The sequence below is a fragment of the Streptomyces sp. NPDC028305 genome (assembly GCF_055569495.1).
This window is the reverse complement of sequence record NZ_JBVHTN010000005.1, coordinates 532,854-549,207: the sequence shown is the minus strand read 5'-3', so window position 1 is coordinate 549,207 and position 16,354 is coordinate 532,854. Positions and strand designations below refer to the sequence as shown.

Below are 16,354 nucleotides of genomic sequence, written 5' to 3'. Positions count from 1 at the left end.
CGGTCCGTCAGTGGTCCTCGGCCGCGGGCTCCAGCACGAAGACGGGGATCTCGCGGTCCGTCTTCTTCTGGTAGTCGGCGTAGTCGGGGTACGCCTCGACCGCGCGCGCCCACCACTGGGCCTTCTCCTCCCCGTGGACCTCGCGGGCCGTCATGTCCCGGCTCACCGTGCCGTCCCGCAGCTCGACCCGGGGGTCGGCCACGACGTTGTAGTACCAGACGGGGTTCTTGGGCGAGCCGCCCAGCGAGGCGACCGCGGCGTAGGCGCCCTCGTGCTCCACCCGCATGAGCGGGGACTTGCGGATCTTGCCGGACTTCGCGCCCCGGGTGGTCAGGAGGATGACCGGCAGCCCGCGGATCGACATTCCCTTGGTGCCACCAGAGCTCTCGATCCGCTCGACCTGATCGCGCACCCACTTCTCGGGGCTCGGCTCGTACTCACCCTGTAGAGGCATGGCTTCCTGTCCCATCGTCGGTTCGGCCACGGCTTTCAGGGTGCAACGCCGGGCCGCGGCTTCAGCATTCCGGCGGGGCCGGGGTCAGTCGCGGCCGCTCAGCCGCCGCCACACCGCCCGCGCCGCGTGGTGCCCGGACATCCCGTGCACCCCGGGCCCCGGCGGGGTGGCCGAGGAGCACAGGAAGACCGACGGGTGCGCCGTGGCGTACGGGACACGCGCCAGCTTGGGGCGGATCACCGTCTGGAGGCCCGCGAAGGCGCCGCACGCGATGTCGCCTTCGACGTAGTTCGCGTTGCGCGCGGCGAGCTGCGGCGGCCCGGCCACCGCGCGCGCGAGCACCAGGTCCCGGAAGCCGGGCGCGAAGCGCTCTATCTGCCGCTCTATGGCGTCGGTCGCGTCCCCGTCCCAGCCGCGGGGCACATGGCCGTAGGCCCAGAAGACATGCTTGCCCGCCGGGGCGCGCGAGTCGTCGACCACGCCGGGCTGGGCGGTGATCAGGAAGGGGGTGTCGGGGGCGCGCCCCCCGGTGGCGGCCCGCAGTGCGGTGGCGATCTCGCCGGCGGTGGGGCCGACGTGGACGGTGCCGGCCCGCCGGGCCTCCGGCGCGGTCCAGGGCACCGGGCCGTCCAGGGCGTAGTCGACCTTGAAGACGCTGGCCCCGTAGCGGAAGTGGTGGTACGCGTGGCCGAGCCCGGCGATCCGGGCCAGGGCGGTCGGCGAGGTGTCGAAGATGTACGCGCGGGCGGGCGGCAGTTCGTCGAGCCGCTTGACCTCCACCCCCACATGGATCGCGCCGCCCTGCTCGCGCAGATACGACCCGAGCGCGTCCGAGATGGCCTGCGAGCCGCCGCGCGGGACCGGCCAGCCCACCTCGTGGCCCGCGAGCGCGAAGAACAGCGCGAGGCCTGCCGTGGCGATGCCGCTGGTCGGGGAGATGGCGTGGCCCGCCATCCCGGCGAGTATCGCGCGCGCCTTCTCGTCGCGGAAGCGGCGGCCCAGGAGGGTGACGGGCTGGATGGCGTGCAGCCCGAAGCGCGCCCAGGTCAGCGGGTCGGCGGGCACCCCGTCCCACGCGGTGCGCAGAAAGTCGCGGGCGAGGGTGTCCCACTTCCCGATGTACGGGGCGACCAGCCGGCGGTACGTACCGGCGTCGCGCGGACCCAGCGACATGGCCGTCTCACCGACCGAGCGGGCCAGGACGGCGGCGGTGCCGTCCGGGAAGGGGTGGGCCAGCGGCAGCTCGGGGTGCAGCCACTCCAGGCCGTGCCGGGCGAGCGGCATGGCGCGGAAGGCCGGGGAGCCCACGCCCAGCGGGTGCACCGCGGAGCAGGGGTCGTGCCGGTAGCCGGGGAGGGTGAGCTCTTCGGTGCGCGCGCCGCCGCCGATCGTGTCGGCGGCCTCGAAGACCTCCACCGCAAAGCCGCGGCGGGCCAGTTCGACGGCCGCGGTCAGCCCGTTCGGCCCGGCACCCACCACGACCGCGTCGAGCATGGACGGCACGTCGGCTCTCCTCCCCGTCCCGAGGGTTTCTGAGGATCGGTCAGCCGGCGACCCGGTCGGCCGGGGCAGCCAGCAGGCTCAGGATATGCCGTACGGTCGCCGCGTCCCGCGCCGCGGTGAAAGGAAGCGCGTTTCCGCCCGTGATGCGGAACGAATCGCCGGTCAGGGTCGCGCTCGCGCCGCCCGCCTCGGCGACCAGCAGCAGCCCGGCGGCGTGGTCCCAGACGTTCTCCCAGGTGAAGGCCACCGCGTCGAGCTGGCCCCGGGCCACGTTCAGATACTCGAGCCCGGCCGAGCCGCACGGGCGCGGCGCGACCCCGGGTGTCCGCAGTACGGACAGGGCGCGCTTCTCGTCGTCGGTGGTGAAGTCGTAGTGGGAGATGGCGACTTCGAGATCCCTGCCGGGCTCCGGGTGTCCGGCGCGTATCGGCTCGCCGTTCAGCACCGCTCCCCCGCCGCGGCGCGCGACGGCCATCTGGTCGAGGGCCGGGGCGAGGGTCCACGAGGCGAGCACCTCGCCGTGGTGGGCGAGGCTGACGAGGGTCGCGAAGCCGGGGTCGCCGTGCACGAACTGCCGGGTGCCGTCGACCGGGTCGACGATCCACACCGGCGCGTCGCCGCCCAGCGCGCCGAGCACGGCCGGGTCGGCGTGCACGGCCTCCTCGCCCACCACGGCCGAGCCGGGCAGCAGCGCGGTCAGCGAGGCGGTCAGGTGCTCCTCGGCCAGCCGGTCGGCGACCGTCACCAGGTCGTGGGGGCCGTTCTTCTCCACGATCTCGTGGTCGGCGAGCTGCCGGAACCGCGGCATGATCTCGGCGGCGGCCGCTTTGCGCACCGCCTCCTCGACGTCGGACAGATCACCGGCGAGAAACTGCTCGATCATGCCCTTATCGAACCATGCCCCGGCGACGGCCGGTGTCCACGCGGCGGCCATGGGATGGCCGCCGCGTGAACGACCTCAGCAGCAGGTGTGGTGGGCGTGCTCCTCACGGTGCCACCAGTACTGCTCCCGGGCGGGGCCCTGCGGTACGTCGGCCACCTCCGCGGAGGCGGAAGCGGTCCGTACGGCCGCGGCGCTACGTGCGGACGCCGTGCCCGTGGACGCGGCCTTTGCGGACTTCCCGCCGGCCAGGTCGTCCACCGAGTGCACCACACCCCCCAGCACCACGCGCCGCACCGCCGCGGCCGCCTTGATGTCGCTCAGCGGGTCGCCCTCGACCAGCACCAGGTCGGCGAGCTTCCCCGGCTCCACGGTGCCCATCCGCGCGCTCATGCCCAGCGTCCGCGCGCCCTCGACGGTCGCGGAGCGCAGCGCCTGGTGGGGGGTGGCGCCGTAGCGCACCATGGCCTGGAGGTTCAGGTGGTAGTAGATGGCCGGGGGCACCAGCGGGCTGTCGGTGCCCACCCCGACGTGCGCCCCGCCCTCCAGCAGCCTGCGCACCGTCGCCCCGTGCCGGGCGACGAAGGCCAGCAGGTCGGTGGGGACCGTCTGCCGCGCGTCCGCCACGCCCGTACGGAACTCCTCGTACTCCGCCTCGCTCATCAGCGAGGTGAGCCGCCGGTCGCCGACCGCCCACTCGGCGTAGCGGTAGAGCGCCGCGCGGGTGGCGGGCAGTCCGGCGCCGGACAGGCCGAAGGTCGGGGTGAAGGACATGCCGGAGGCGATCAGCGGCTCGGTCATGTCGTCGTAGGCGTGGCCCAGGTGGGTCTCCTTCTGGCGGCGGCCGTAGCGGCTGGTGCCGCCGAGGTGCTCGGTGCCGTCGGCGCCGAGGCCGAGCGGGCCGAAGAGGTAGTGCGAGGTGGCGCGCATCCCGCGCCGGTGGCCGCCCCGGATGGCGGCGCGCTGCATCGCGTACGGCAGCCGCACATACGTCTTGACCAGGTCGTGGCCCAGCGCCTCGGCCTTGTCGAGCTCGCGCTCCAGCTCCTCGGTGTCGGTCACGGGGCGGCCGGAGGAGTAGTAGATGCGCGAGCCGTCGATCAGATCGCCGGCCGCGAAGACCCGGGGGCCGACGCGGCGCCCGGAGGCGGTGGCCTCCTTGGCCTCGACGGCCGCGTAGTGGGCGGTGCCGGGCGAGCGCACCGCCGTGATGCCGAAGGACAGCCACAGCTTCATGGTGTCGGCCCGCTGCCAGGGCCCGTGTTCATGGACGGCGATCAGGCCGGGCAGCGCGGTCAGGTGGCGGGCGTCGACGGTGCGGCCGCCGGTTCCGGCGCGGACCGATCCGCGCGCCACCACGGACTCGATGCGGTCGTCCTTGATGACGATGTCGACGTCGTGGCGCAGCGACTCGCTCGTGCCGTCCCACACCGCGCCCACCTGCACCACCGTGCGGCCGGACGGCTTGGCGGGGCGCCAGGTCAGCTTGACCGGGACGGTGCGCGCGCGGCCCGTGCGGGCGTCGGCCAGGCGCAGCCTGCCGTTGGAGAGGTAGAGCAGCGAGCTGGAGTCGGCGCTCCAGCTCGGGCAGTCGGCGGTCTCGCCGTTCAGCCGGCGGGCGGTCCCGGTCGGCCGCCCGGCGGCGTCCAGGGCGCTGAGGTGCAGGGTGCCGCCGACGACGTACGCGGTGTGCTTGCCGTCGGGCGAGTGGACGGGCCCGGCGTCGATCCGGTTGACCAGGGACTTGCCGGGGACCGGGTCGTCGTAGTGCGCCTCGCCGCTGGCCAGGTCGACGGTCAGGACGCGGTTGAAGCCCTCGCGGTAGCGGGCGGTGACGGGCGCCAGGGCGGCCAGCGAGAGCTTGCGGCCGTCGGCGGAGAAGGTGGGCCTGCCGGGCGCGTTGAGGGGGCCCGCGACCTTGCGTACGGCGCCGGTGGCCACGTCCACGGTGTGCAGGGTGCCCGACCCGAGGCCGAAGGCGACGCTCGCGCCGTCGGGGCTGAACGTCGGTCCCGAGGCCGCGTCCTGGAGGTCGGTCAGCCGGCGGGTCGTGCCGTCGGCGATGTCGTACGTCCACAGGTCGACGGCGCCGCCGTTGCCGCTGCCGCCTCGATCGCTGACGTAGACGAGGGTGGAGCCGTCGGGGGACCAGGCGGGGTCGGTGTTCAGGTGTCCGTCGGAGACGACGGCCTTGGGCGAGCCCTTACCTCTGAGCGGGCTCGCAGGTGCGATCCAGATGTCGCCGAGAGCCGCGAAGGCGATCCGCTCGCCGTCCGGCGAGAGGGACGGGGAGACGATGCCCTTGACGGGGCGGGGCGCGGTGGAGGCTGGGGCTGCGTCGGCGTCGCGGGCTGCGGGCCGCTCCTGGACGCGGGGGACGGTGAGGTGCGCGGCGAAGGGGATGTCCTCCGCCTTGCCGGCCTGTGCCTTGCCGCCGGGGACCTTGCGGCGGCGCACCTTTCCGTCGGCCGTGTAGAACACCTCGTCCTTGGACGGCCAGCGGGCCGCGAACGGAAAAACGTCCTCCGCCGGGTCGGACACGGTCCGGCCGTCGACCACGAGGGCGGTGGCGGCCGAGGCGAGGTGGACATAGGCGAAGCGGGAGCCGTCCGGCGAGAAGGAGGGGCCCGCCACCCGCCCCTCGGTGACGGCGACGAGCGTGGTGCGCTTGCCGTCGGCGTCGACGCGGACGATGGACTGCGGGGCGTCGCCCTTGCCGCTGGTGAAGGCGATGGCGGTGCCGTCCGGGTGCCAGAAGGGCTGCGCCTCCTGGGCGGTGGCGTCCTTGCCCGGCGCCCACACCTTGGTGGCGCCGCTGTCGAGGTCGAGTACGTGGATCGCGTACCGGCCGTCCGCCTCCCCGGCGTAGGCGATCCGCTTGCCGTCCGGGGAGAACCGCGGCTCGCGGTGGTCGGAGGCACCCTTGGTGAGCTGCCGGGCCCCGGTGCCGTCGGCGCGGGCGAGCCAGAGGTGGAAGTTGCCGTCGGTGTACGACTGGTAGACCAGGTGGCGGCCGTCGGGCGAGAAGTCGGGCTCGGTCGCCTCCTGGTCGATATCGGTGAGCCGGCCCGCCTCGCCGCCCTTGGCCGGGACCGTCCAGAGCAGATTGAGCAGATCGAGGACGACCGTCCGGCCGTCCGGGGAGAGCGCGGCCGAGGCGTTGGTCGCCTGGGTGACGGTGATCCGCCGGGTGGCTTCGTCCGCGGCGCTGCCCGTGCTGTCGGCCTTCTCTCCGTGCTCGGCCGCGTTCGCCGCCGGCGCGAGCCCGGTCAGCCCGCCGCTCAGCCACAGACCTCCGGCGCCGGCAGCCGCCTGCCCGCCGCGCCGGATCAGCTTTCTGCGTGATATGCCCACAGCCGTACCCTCCGCTTGAAGATCACGATCTCGCCGAACCTAAAGGCAGGGTCAAGCGGGGGAACAGCCCGCAGAAATAGGTGTTACCTGAACTTAATCGCATCCGGGCAGGGGCGCCGGAGGACTCGGACTCACCCGGCCGGTCGGACACTTGGGGACGAATCCGGGGATGGACGGAATGCCGGACGGCCGACGGCAGTCGCCCCGCCGCCTTGATAGCCGATGGCTATAACGACAGGTCTTGGACGACGGCCCGACCCCTGAGGCAGCGTGAATCGCGACGGCGCCGACTCCGGCGCCGGGCCAAGCGAACAGAAAGGACGCGACCGCGATGCGCGCTCTGCTGTACGACCCCGGGGCCCCGCAAGGCCTGCGGCTCGGCGAGGCCCCGGAGCCGGTGCCACACGACGCGCAGGCCCTCGTCGAGGTCCACGCGGCCTCCCTCAACTTCGGCGAACTCGCCTACCGGGAAGAGCGAGCGCGCCCCGGGCAGCTGCTCGGCTGGGACTCGGCGGGGATCGTCGTCCGCGCCGCCGCCGACGGCACCGGTCCCGCGGCCGGCACCCGCGTGGTGTCCTTCGGACCACCGGGAGCGTGGGCCGAGCGGCGGGCGGTCGACACCGCCGAGCTCACCGTCGTCCCGGACGCGGTCGACCTCGGCGCGGCGTCCGCCCTGCCGGGCGCGGGGGTCTCCGCGCTCCAGGCCGTGCGCCGGCTGGGCCCCGTGATCGGCCGCCGGGTGCTGATCACCGGCGCCTCGGGCGGCCTGGGGCGCTTCGCGGTGCAGCTGGCCGCCCTCGCCGGCGCGTACGTCATCGCGGCGGTGGGCAGCCCGCAGCGCGGCGAGGGGCTGCGCGAACTCGGAGCCGACGAGGTCGTCGTCGGCCTCGAGCACATCACCGCGCCGGTCTTCGGCGTCCTCGACAACGTGGGCGGCCCGCTGCTGGCCGAGGCGTTCGCCCTGGTCGAGCCCGGAGGCTCGGCCCAGTCCATCGGCAAGGCGTCGCTCGAACCGACCACCATCGACTTCGAGCGCGAGCGGCTGACGGGCGGCGACAGGCGCCTCGAACCCTTCGTCGTACGGTCGCCCTTCGGCCCGGACCTCGCGTATCTGGTGAGCCTGCTGGCCACGGGCCGGCTCGACCCGCAGATCGGCTGGCGCGGCTCGTGGGAGCGGGCGCCGGAGGCGGTGGCGGCGCTGCTGGGGCGGCGCGTGCGGGGGAAGGCCGTGCTCGACATCGGGGGCTGATCCGGTCAGCGGGACGAACCGGAGGCCTTGGAGCCGGACGACTCGGAACCGGACGGCTTGGAACCGGACGAACCCGAGCCGGGTGACCCCGAGTTGGGTGACCCCGAGTTGGGCGCCTCGGAGCCCGGCTGCGGGCCGTAGGCGTTCAGGAAGCGGTCCCGGAAGGTGTCCATCCGCCAGACCGGGGTGTCCTGACCGGGCTTCAGGCCGTCCTGCCAGCCCCAGTCGGATATCCGCTTCAGCACATCCGGGTCGTGCGCGACGATCGCGACCGGCACATCCCGGCTGGCGTGGTTTCCGCTCACCCGCGCGAGGGGCTGGTGGTCCCCGAGGAAGACGAGCACGGTGTTCTTGTTGCCGTACTTCACCACGTAGTCGATGAGGCTGTTCAGCGAGTACTGAACGGACTTGCCGTACTCCTCGCGCACCTCGGTGGAGTCCGTGAACACGTCCTTGGGGTCCTTGCCCTCCTTCTTGATGTCGCCGTAGACCGAGCCGTCGCCGACCTCGTCCCAGCCGATCATCTTGGGGATGGGCGCCCAGGGCTGGTGGCTGGAGGTCAGGATGATCTCCGACATCAGCGGCTTGTCGTGCCGCTTGCCGTGCTCCAGCCGCTCGAAGGCCGTCAGGGCGTACTGGTCGGGCATGGTCGACCAGCTGAACTTGGGGCCCTTGTAGCCGAGGTCCCGGGAGTCGTAGACGTGGTCGAGGCCGTAGAACTTGCCCTCCGGCCACTCCTTGGTGACCCCAGGCATGATGCCGACCGTCCGCCAGGCGCCGGTGCGCTTGAAGGCGCGGGTGAGGGACAGATGGTCGCTCGCGGTCACGGTGCGGTAGCGGTTCTGGTTGTTGATCCACAGGCCGGAGAGGAAAGTGGAGTGGCCGAGCCAGCTGGAGCCGCCGTATGTCGCGGAGGTGAGCCAGCCGCTCTTGGCGGCGTACCCGGCGTCGCGCAGCTCCTCGGTCTTCTCGTCGAGCACCGCGTCGACCCCGGGCGCGATCACCGGGTCCTCGATGGCGCTGCGGCCGTAGCTCTCGATGAAGGTGAAAATGACGTCCTTGCCGCGCAGCCCGGTCAGCAGCTGATCGCCCGGGGTGTCCCCGTACGAGTCGACGGCGGCCACCTTGGCGAACTCCCGCTCGTCCCTCATCGTCGCCTTCACCCGGTCCACCCGGTTCTCGACGAGCGCGACCGTGCTCCGGGACGCCAGCGGGAGGTGCGACAGCTGGAGCCCGAACGCCGCGCTGACGATCCAGGCGGTCCCGAGCACCAAGGTGGCGCGGGTCGCGACGGCGTTGTTCCGGGCCATGACGTTGCTGATGCGCAGACACGCCAGCGTCATCACGGCGAGCAGCGCGACGGCGAGCACCACGACCCCGACCACGGCGAACGTCGCGGTCGTCGAGCCGAGCGAGTCCTCGAGGTACGACTGGGCGTCGTCGAGCAGGATCCAGTCGAGCACCAGGTTGAACCCGCGTCCGAGGAATTCGTTGAAGCCTATGTCGAGGAGGTTGAGGATCGTCAGCAGCCCGAGGAACACCCCGGCGAACACCGCCGCCACCCGCCTCGGCACCGGCGTCGGCAGCTGCGTCAGAAGGAGCACCGCACCGGCGCCGAGGACCGCCTCAACGGGGATGCGTATGAACGCGCCGGGCGTGATGAGTGGCAGCTGGTTCGGCAGCAGCAGCGCGATGACCACGAGCGCGACGGACACGCCGGTGGTCCCCCACGCCAAGGCCCGCGCCGCGACGGGGTACTTGTCCCGCCAGCCACGGCCGTCGCGGGCGTCATGGGCGTCGGCCGGGGAGTGTTCGGCGGCGTTATCGGCGGAGGGAGCGGCGTCCGGCGGGGTGTCGCCGGTCGCGTCGCGTTCAGCGACGTCACCGTCGGTGCCGCTCTTGGCGGCGCCGTCGTCGGCGTCACCCTTCGCGGCTGGGGCGGCGTCACCGTCGGCCGCCCCCTTCGCGGCCTCACCCGGCGCGGGCCGCGCTGAGGGGACGTCCGGGGCCGGGCCCTCCTCGGCGTCCGCCTTGTCCCTGTCCGGCAGTTGACGAGAGCGCGTGAAGAGCGACACCCCGAAGATCCTTCCGTGCTTGCGAAGCCTGATGGTGGCACGGCGGACCAGGCTCGGGAGGTCGGGTCCGCCGTTATGCCTTACGGCTGGTCGGCGGCTTCAGTTCAACTCCGCTTCCACAGGGCCGATGAGTTGACCTCCCGTTGACTTCCCGACTGTCATGCCCACGGCTACATTCGGCAATGGGAGCGCTCCCATACCCTCTAGGAGGATCTCCATGGCACCCGACCCGCACCCCCTCCCCCGTACGTCCAAGCGCATCCGCGCCCTCGCGGCGGCGACCGCCGCGCTGGCCGCGGCGGCGGCCATCACCCCCACCGCCACCGCCACCGCCACCGCCACCGCCACCGCCTCGTCCGCACCCGCCCGCGCGGCCGCCGCGTGTTCGGCGAACGGCTTCTGCGAGGACTTCGAGTCGCAGACCGGCACCGCCCCCGCGGGCCGCTGGAACACAACGGTGGCCAACTGCTCCGGCACCGGCACCGCGACCGTGGACTCCACCGTCGCCCACGGCGGCACCAAGTCCGTCCGGGTCACCGGCAAGGCCGGGTACTGCAACCACGCCTTCGCCGGCACCTCCCTGTCCGACGTCCCGGCCGGCTCGGAGCTGTACGCGCGCTTCTGGGTCCGACACACCACCGCGCTGCCCGCCCAGCACGTCACGTTCGCCGCCCTGCGCGACACCAACGACAACGCGAAGGACCTGCGGATGGGCGGGCAGAACAAGGCCCTCCAGTGGAACCGCGAGTCCGACGACGCCACCCTGCCCGCCCAGAGCCCGGCGGGCGTGGCGCTGTCCACGCCGCTGCCGCTCAACACCTGGACCTGTCTGGAGTTCCGGCTCGACCGCTCCGCGGGCCGCCTCGACACCTGGGTCAACGGCTCCCTGGTCACCGGCCTGGTCGTGGACGGCACCCCGACCCAGGACGTCGACCAGCAGTGGCTGGCCCGGGGCGGCTGGCGGCCGGCGCCCACGGATCTGCGGCTGGGCTGGGAGAGCTACGGCGAGGGCGACGACACGCTCTGGTACGACGACGTCGCCGTCGGGACCGCGCGGATCGGCTGCGGCTGAGCGTCAGGTCCGCTGAGCGTCAGGTCCGCGCGCGGTAGTCGCCGGGGGTGCAGCCGAACGCGCGGCGGAAGACATCGATGAACGCGCTGGCCGAGGCCCAGCCGCAGCGGTGGGCGACCGCGGTGACGGTGAGGCCGTCGGAGAGCAGCAGCAGCGCGTGGTGCAGCCGTAGTTGGGCGCGCCATTGGGGAAACGTCATCCCCATCTCGGTGCGGAAGAGACGGGTGAGCGTGCGGGCGCTCGCCCCGGCCCGGGCGCCCAGCTCGGCGAGCGGCCGAGGATCCGCGGGGTCGTGCTGGAGGAGCGCGCACACGGCGGCCAGCCGCGGATCCCGGGCCGTGGGCAGATGCAGGGGCTGCTGCGGAGCCTGCCGCAACTGGTCGAGCAGGACCGCGAGCAGCCGGCGGGACTCGGCGGTCCCCGGGTCGGCCTCCGGGCGGCTGTACGCGACGATCAGCTCGCGCAGCAGCGGCCCGACGGCCAGCACGGCGGGCCGGTCAAGTCCCAGCGGGTTGACGTCCACCGGCAGGCCGACGCCGTGCAGCACGGTGTGCCCGAAGGCCCGGTGTTCGTGCAGGGTGCCGACGGGGATCCAGATGGCCCGGGTGGCCGGGGCGACCCAGCTCCCGGCCTCGGTGGTGACCGAGAGCACGCCGCGCCCCGCGTAGACGACCTGGTGCACGTCATGGCGGTGTGCGGACAGCCCGGTGCCCGGGTCCAGGAAGCGGGTGGTCGTCGGCGTGTGTGCGCGGGCCGGGATGGTCCGGCGGGACGCTTGGCGGGATACCGACATCACTTGGCAGTTTATCGGAAGCCCGCCAGCCCGCGGCGCCTGGAGGATCGTCGGCGTGACCCCGAAAAACCACTCCCGCGACCGCTCCGTGTCCCGACCGATCACGATGATGGCCATCGGCCACGCGACCGTGGACTTCTACCAGGGCGCTGTGCCCACGCTGGTGCCGTTCCTGGTGGCCGAGCGCCACTACGGCTATGTGGCGGCGTCCGGCATCGTGCTGGCGGCCACCCTGCTGTCCTCGATCGTGCAGCCCTTGTTCGGGGCGCTGACGGACCGGTGGACGATGCCGTGGCTGATCCCCGCGAGTTCGCTCGGCGCGGGTCTTGGCATCGCCCTGTCCGGGCCCGGCGACTCGTATCTGCTCACCTGGCTGGCGGTGGCCCTCTCGGGCATCGGGGTGGCCGCCTACCACCCCGAGTCGGCCCGGCTGGCCCGGACGGCGAGCCGCGGCAGCCATGTGGCAATGGGCTGGTACTCCCTCGGCGGCAACATCGGCTTCGCCCTGGCACCGGTCGCCGTGGCCCCCGTCCTGTCCACCGGCGGGCTGGGCGCGTCTCCGTGGCTGGTGGCGCCCGCGGTGGCCGGGGTGGTGCTGACGGCCTCCGTGATCCGGTCCCTCGCCCGGCGCGCGGCGGCCGAGCAGGCCGCCGCGCGGGGCGCGGGCCGCGACGACTGGCCGGTGTTTCTGCGGCTCTCGGCGATCATCGTCTGCCGTTCGATCGTCTTCGTGGGCCTGAGCGCGTTCATCGCCCTGTACGCCCAGGAGCGCGTGCCCGGAGGCTCGGCGACGGGGTCCGCGGCGCTGTTCACGCTGTTCGCCGGGGGCGCCGTCGGCACCGTACTGGGCGGGCCGCTGGCCGCGCGCTGGGGGCGGGTCCGCACGCTGCGCATCGCCTACGGGGCGGCCGTACCCGCCGTCGCCGGGCTGGTGTTCGTCCCCGGACCGGCGCTCTACGCCTTCGCCGCCCTGACGGCCGCCGCGCTGTACGTGCCGTTCTCGCTGCACGTCACTCTGGGCCAGGACTATCTGCCGAACCGGATCGGCACGGCCAGCGGCGTCACGCTGGGGCTGGCCGTCAGCGTCGGGGGCGTGGCCAGCCCGGGCATCGGCGCCCTCGCCGATGCCGCGGGGCTGCGCACCGCGCTGGCTCCGCTGATCGCCCTGTGCGCCCTGGCCTGGCTCGTCGCGGGCACGCTCACGGAGCCGGAGACCGAGCGCGAGCCGGGGCCCGCCCCTGGGACCAGGGCCGGGGCTGGGACGCCCGGCACCCGCTGATCCCTCAGGCGAGCCGGGCCGCCTACGCCGCGAACGGCCGGTCGCGACGGGCGTCGTGGAGCACCGAGCCCCACCAGTCGAGCTGGTCCAGCATCGTCTTCGCCGCGGTGTTCGGGCCCTCGGGGTTCTTGAGCGTGCCGTCGGGGCCGAACAGCTCGTAGTACCGGGGGAAGGAGACGTAGTCGCGGACCGTGTGGGCCTGTAGCTCGTTGAAGACCTGCCGCAGGCCCTCGATGGCCAGCAGGCCGCCGCTGGCCCCGCTGTAGCCGACGAAGCCGATCGGCTTGGTCTGCCACTCGACGTAGTGCCAGTCGATCGCGGCCTTCAGCGCGGCCGGGTAGGAGCGGTTGTAGTCCGGCGTCACGACGACGAACGCGTCGGCCGCGGCGAGCCGCGCGGTGAGGTCCGCCATCTCGGCTGGGCGGGGCAGGTTCGGGTCAATGGCGGGGGGCATGGGCGGCAGGGCGAGCGGCAGTGGCGTATCGGCCAGGTCGATGAGGTCCACGGCGAACCGGCCGTGCGCCTCGGCCTGTTCGACGAACCAGTTGGCGACCGTCGGGCCGAACCGCCCTTCCCGGACACTGCCGAGGATCACCGCGAGCTTGAGGGTCTGGCTGGACATGGCTGGGATCGCTCCTTGTGAAGTGACGAAGTGGCCGTGAGGGCCACGACGTCCAACCTGCCGGGCCGCGCCAGTGCCAGGAAGGCCGGGCCAAGACTGGTAGTGGCAGGGCCACGATCCCGTTCAACCCGGCTGTTAAGTTCGTACGGTGAGCGACAACGAGCTGGGCATGTTCCTGCGCCTGCGCCGGGAAGCGGTCTCCCCCGCCGAGGTGGGGCTGCCCACCGGCCCCCGCCGCCGTACGCCGGGGCTGCGCCGGGCCGAGCTGGCCACGCTGGCCGGGGTGAGCGTCGAGTACGTGACCCGGCTGGAGCAGGGCCGGGACCGCCGCCCCTCCGCGCAGGTGATCGCCGCGCTGGCCGACGCGCTCCGCCTCACCCCGGCCGAGCGCATCCATCTGCACCGCCTGACCAAGGGCGCCGAGCCCGGCTACAGCTGCATGGGCGACGCGCTCCCGGGCCGTACGGTGCGCCCCACCGTGCGGGCCCTGCTCGACCGCCTGGAGCCCGCCCCGGCCGTACTCCTCAACCGCCTCAGCGAGATCCTCGCCCACACGGCGGGCTACGAGCGGCTGGCGGGCCCCATCGGCCTGCTGGACGGCAGCCCGCCGAACGTCGCCCGCTTCGTCTTCACCGACCTGCGCGCCCGCACCGCCTACCCCGACTGGGCCGCCGTCGCCGACGAACAGGTCGCCGCGCTCAAGCAGGGCCCGTTCCGCGCCGACCCCCATATCGCCCAGCTCGCCGACGAGTTGACCGTCACGACCGGAGACGCCTTCACCGGCCGGGTGGCCACCCTGCCCGGCCTCCCCAGGTCCAGCGGGGTTACCCGGCTGCGCCACCCCGAGGTGGGCGACCTGCGCCTGGCGTACGAGACCCTCGAACTGCCCGCCGACGACGACCAGCGGCTCATCGTCCACCTCCCCGCCGACGACGCCACCTCCGCCGCCCTCGACCTCCTCACGGGCCGCCGGCCGGGCGCGCTGCGGGCGGTGTCGTCCGGGTGACTCACGCCGGTTCGGGTTGCGGTTCCGGTTGGCGCGCGGGTGCGGCCTTCGGTTCCCACAGTCTGGTGGTCCGTACGTAGCCGTAGATCACGGAGATCATCGCCAGCATGAGCAGTGGTCCAAACACCCACGGATGTGCGGCCATCTGCATCGGCAGATAGCGATACGACACCAGGAGCGCGGCGAAGACCACGGTGCCGTAGGCGACCAGCTGGATTCCCGACCGGTCCCAGCCGCGGTCGAACGTGCGCAGCGCTGCCTCGATCGTGAGCGCGAACACCACGCCGGCGATGAGATCCACGCCGTAGTGGTAGCCGAAGCCCAGCGTCGCGCCGAGCGTGGCGATCAGCCAGAAGGTGCCCGCGTAGCGCAGAGTCCGTGGGCCCTTGCGGGTATGGATGAAGATCGCGGTGGCCCATGCCGTGTGCAGGCTGGGCATGCAGTTCCGCGGGGTGATCCCGTCGTAGGTGAACGGGTGCGGGGTACTGATCGTCGGCAACGTGTGCGGCCACAGGTCGGCCACCGCCCACTGAAGGCCGCCGGTGCCGGAGGTGCCCGGGCCGTAGGCGAAGATCGGCCCGACCACCGGGAAGATCATGTAGAAGGCCGGCCCGAGGAGGCCGATCACCAGAAAGGTGCGCACCAGATGGTGGGTCGGGAAGCGGCGCTCTGCCGCCACGTTGCGCAGCTGGTACAGCGCGACGACGACCGCGGCCACCGCGAGCTCACCGTAGACCCAGTCGAGAAGATGGGTGCCGATCGGGTCGGTGGCCCTGAGGATCCGGCCCGCCAGCCACGACGGGTTGCCCAGCGCGTGATCGGCGGTTGCCACGTACTGGTCGAGCACCTCCGGGCGGGCCTTCGACGTGATGAGCAGCCAGGTATCGCCGGTCTTGCGGCCGGCCACCAGCAGCAGGCCGAGACCGACCCCCTTCAGCAGCAGGACACGCTCCCGGCCGGTGCGGCGTGTGACGGCGATCACCGCACAGCCCAGCATCACCCACAACGCGCCGTTGCCGAAGAAATGATCAGCGGGCACCTTGACGCCGGCCGCCCACCGCACCAGCACGAAGACGACGTCGATGCCGATCGCGGCGCCGGCCGCGATAAACCGTTGCCGCCAGGTGAGCACCACCATCATCAATGCCATACCGGCATACAGCGGCCCCGGTTTGGGCGGAAATATGACCTCGCGCGCTTGGCTGGTCATCGGCCCCGGCAGGCCGTAGTGACGCGCGACGATCTCCAGCGCGATGAGGAATCCAAGGGTCACCACACCCGCCGTGACCCACAGCATCGTCCGCGGTTGGCGCCACGCGGCGAAGTTGATTCTGCAATTTATTCGCGACAACACCCGAGATACTATATGCATCAATTACTTGACCGATTTGTTGGCTTTTGACTAAAGAGGGCGTTCAGCCGCCCCCCTGATCGGCTCAAGATTCTCGATCACGACGTCGGCAGCGTCCTCTTCTCCCACGCTCAGCAGCCAGTCGGCGAACCGCCGGCCGTGCTCCTCCATGGGGCTGTGGTCGTAGGTGGGGTGTGCGGGACCGAAGTGCCGCTTCAGCCAGGTGAGGTACGCCTGGCGCGTGTCGACGTACGTCTGGCGCGTGGGAGGCGGGCCGTCGAACTCCTCGTCGAGGAGGTCCCAGAACAGGTCCCGCAGATCGTGCGCGGCGACGTAGAGATCGCCCTCGTCACCGAAGAAGAGCACGGGCAGGGTGGCGAGGTCCGCCCGGTCGTCGCAGCGCCACAGCGCGTAGAAGGAACCGGATGTGGTGGCCTTGGCGAAGGGGATCACGCGGTCGTCGAACTCCGGATTCTCCGATTCCAGCCAGGACGAGTCGTTGTTGTACTCCCGCAGTTCGAACCCTGGTGAGTAGAAGTCCGCGCATTGATCGTCGAACTCTTTGAGCAGATTCAGCTCGGGTATCGGTGAGTATGTGTCACTCATCGGGCCGCCTCGGAAGAAGAAGAGCAGACAGATGAGGCGACCCTACTGTTCGGGTGTGCACAGAGCGCGATCGGCGATCTGTCGGCGGCGTATCGGTGACGGCCGTGACG

13 protein-coding genes are annotated in these 16,354 nt (G+C 72.5%); 4 read left to right on the top strand and 9 right to left on the bottom strand.

What is annotated here, in order from left to right; all coding sequences use genetic code 11:
- Window positions 1–7: 7 nt before the first annotated feature.
- From ACZ4WQ_RS23375 to ACZ4WQ_RS23360, 4 genes are all read right to left on the bottom strand, one after another.
- Window positions 8–454, bottom strand: coding sequence for a nitroreductase family deazaflavin-dependent oxidoreductase (locus ACZ4WQ_RS23375; protein ID WP_311723846.1), 447 nt, complete (start codon window positions 452–454; stop codon window positions 8–10).
- Window positions 455–538: 84 nt separating this feature from the next.
- Window positions 539–1,948: a phytoene desaturase family protein gene (locus ACZ4WQ_RS23370; RefSeq protein WP_361188631.1), complete on the bottom strand. Its 1,410-nt coding sequence runs from the start codon at window positions 1,946–1,948 to the stop codon at window positions 539–541.
- Window positions 1,949–1,997: 49 nt separating this feature from the next.
- The gene (locus ACZ4WQ_RS23365; protein WP_311723388.1) at window positions 1,998–2,840 is read right to left on the bottom strand and encodes an inositol monophosphatase family protein; all 843 of its coding nucleotides are present in this window, start codon (window positions 2,838–2,840) and stop codon (window positions 1,998–2,000) included.
- A 75-nt stretch (window positions 2,841–2,915) separates the two neighbouring features.
- Complete coding sequence (locus ACZ4WQ_RS23360) at window positions 2,916–6,191, bottom strand: amidohydrolase family protein (RefSeq protein ID WP_398373846.1); 3,276 nt, start codon at window positions 6,189–6,191, stop codon at window positions 2,916–2,918.
- 331 nt (window positions 6,192–6,522) lie between these two features.
- Between ACZ4WQ_RS23360 and ACZ4WQ_RS23355 the strand changes: the two genes are divergently transcribed.
- Window positions 6,523–7,440, top strand: a complete 918-nt coding sequence (locus tag ACZ4WQ_RS23355; RefSeq protein WP_398373845.1) for a zinc-binding dehydrogenase — start codon at window positions 6,523–6,525, stop codon at window positions 7,438–7,440.
- Between the two features lie 5 nt (window positions 7,441–7,445).
- On the opposite strand, the gene ACZ4WQ_RS23350 is transcribed toward ACZ4WQ_RS23355, so the two are convergent.
- Window positions 7,446–9,515: a sulfatase gene (locus tag ACZ4WQ_RS23350; RefSeq protein ID WP_398373844.1), complete on the bottom strand. Its 2,070-nt coding sequence runs from the start codon at window positions 9,513–9,515 to the stop codon at window positions 7,446–7,448.
- Between the two features lie 217 nt (window positions 9,516–9,732).
- On the opposite strand from ACZ4WQ_RS23350, the gene ACZ4WQ_RS23345 reads away from it, so the two are divergent.
- On the top strand, window positions 9,733–10,587 hold the full coding sequence (locus ACZ4WQ_RS23345) for a hydrolase (RefSeq protein ID WP_398373843.1): 855 nt from the start codon (window positions 9,733–9,735) through the stop codon (window positions 10,585–10,587).
- Between the two features lie 19 nt (window positions 10,588–10,606).
- Here the strand turns inward: ACZ4WQ_RS23345 and ACZ4WQ_RS23340 are convergent, their stop codons facing one another.
- Entirely contained in the window at window positions 10,607–11,380 is a 774-nt protein-coding gene (locus ACZ4WQ_RS23340) for an AraC family transcriptional regulator (protein ID WP_358844241.1), read from the bottom strand.
- A gap of 106 nt (window positions 11,381–11,486) precedes the next feature.
- On the opposite strand from ACZ4WQ_RS23340, the gene ACZ4WQ_RS23335 reads away from it, so the two are divergent.
- Window positions 11,487–12,659 carry an MFS transporter gene (locus ACZ4WQ_RS23335; protein WP_311723848.1) on the top strand — a complete coding sequence of 391 codons (1,173 nt, stop codon included), beginning with the start codon at window positions 11,487–11,489 and terminating at the stop codon, window positions 12,657–12,659.
- Between the two features lie 22 nt (window positions 12,660–12,681).
- Here the strand turns inward: ACZ4WQ_RS23335 and ACZ4WQ_RS23330 are convergent, their stop codons facing one another.
- Window positions 12,682–13,281, bottom strand: coding sequence for an NADPH-dependent FMN reductase (locus tag ACZ4WQ_RS23330; RefSeq protein WP_385341120.1), 600 nt, complete (start codon window positions 13,279–13,281; stop codon window positions 12,682–12,684).
- A gap of 148 nt (window positions 13,282–13,429) precedes the next feature.
- Here ACZ4WQ_RS23330 and ACZ4WQ_RS23325 point away from each other — a divergent pair, with 148 nt between their 5' ends.
- Complete coding sequence (locus tag ACZ4WQ_RS23325; RefSeq protein WP_398373842.1) at window positions 13,430–14,287, top strand: helix-turn-helix domain-containing protein; 858 nt, start codon at window positions 13,430–13,432, stop codon at window positions 14,285–14,287.
- Window position 14,288: 1 nt separating this feature from the next.
- Here ACZ4WQ_RS23325 and ACZ4WQ_RS23320 read toward each other — a convergent pair whose 3' ends face one another.
- Both ACZ4WQ_RS23320 and ACZ4WQ_RS23315 read right to left on the bottom strand, forming a co-directional pair.
- Entirely contained in the window at window positions 14,289–15,584 is a 1,296-nt protein-coding gene (locus ACZ4WQ_RS23320) for a phosphatase PAP2 family protein (protein ID WP_311723849.1), read from the bottom strand.
- A 105-nt stretch (window positions 15,585–15,689) separates the two neighbouring features.
- On the bottom strand, window positions 15,690–16,244 hold the full coding sequence (locus tag ACZ4WQ_RS23315; protein ID WP_398373841.1) for a hypothetical protein: 555 nt from the start codon (window positions 16,242–16,244) through the stop codon (window positions 15,690–15,692).
- Between the last annotated feature and the right edge of the window lie 110 nt (window positions 16,245–16,354).

Coding starts and splice junctions, on each gene's coding strand:
- ACZ4WQ_RS23375 (WP_311723846.1), bottom strand. CDS start 454: ATGCCTCTACAGGGTGAGTACGAGCCGAGCCCCGAGAAGTGGGTGCGC.
- ACZ4WQ_RS23370 (WP_361188631.1), bottom strand. CDS start 1,948: ATGCTCGACGCGGTCGTGGTGGGTGCCGGGCCGAACGGGCTGACCGCG.
- ACZ4WQ_RS23365 (WP_311723388.1), bottom strand. CDS start 2,840: ATGATCGAGCAGTTTCTCGCCGGTGATCTGTCCGACGTCGAGGAGGCG.
- ACZ4WQ_RS23355 (WP_398373845.1), top strand. CDS start 6,523: ATGCGCGCTCTGCTGTACGACCCCGGGGCCCCGCAAGGCCTGCGGCTC.
- ACZ4WQ_RS23345 (WP_398373843.1), top strand. CDS start 9,733: ATGGCACCCGACCCGCACCCCCTCCCCCGTACGTCCAAGCGCATCCGC.
- ACZ4WQ_RS23340 (WP_358844241.1), bottom strand. CDS start 11,380: ATGTCGGTATCCCGCCAAGCGTCCCGCCGGACCATCCCGGCCCGCGCA.
- ACZ4WQ_RS23335 (WP_311723848.1), top strand. CDS start 11,487: ATGATGGCCATCGGCCACGCGACCGTGGACTTCTACCAGGGCGCTGTG.
- ACZ4WQ_RS23330 (WP_385341120.1), bottom strand. CDS start 13,281: ATGTCCAGCCAGACCCTCAAGCTCGCGGTGATCCTCGGCAGTGTCCGG.
- ACZ4WQ_RS23320 (WP_311723849.1), bottom strand. CDS start 15,584: ATGCTGTGGGTCACGGCGGGTGTGGTGACCCTTGGATTCCTCATCGCG.
- ACZ4WQ_RS23315 (WP_398373841.1), bottom strand. CDS start 16,244: ATGAGTGACACATACTCACCGATACCCGAGCTGAATCTGCTCAAAGAG.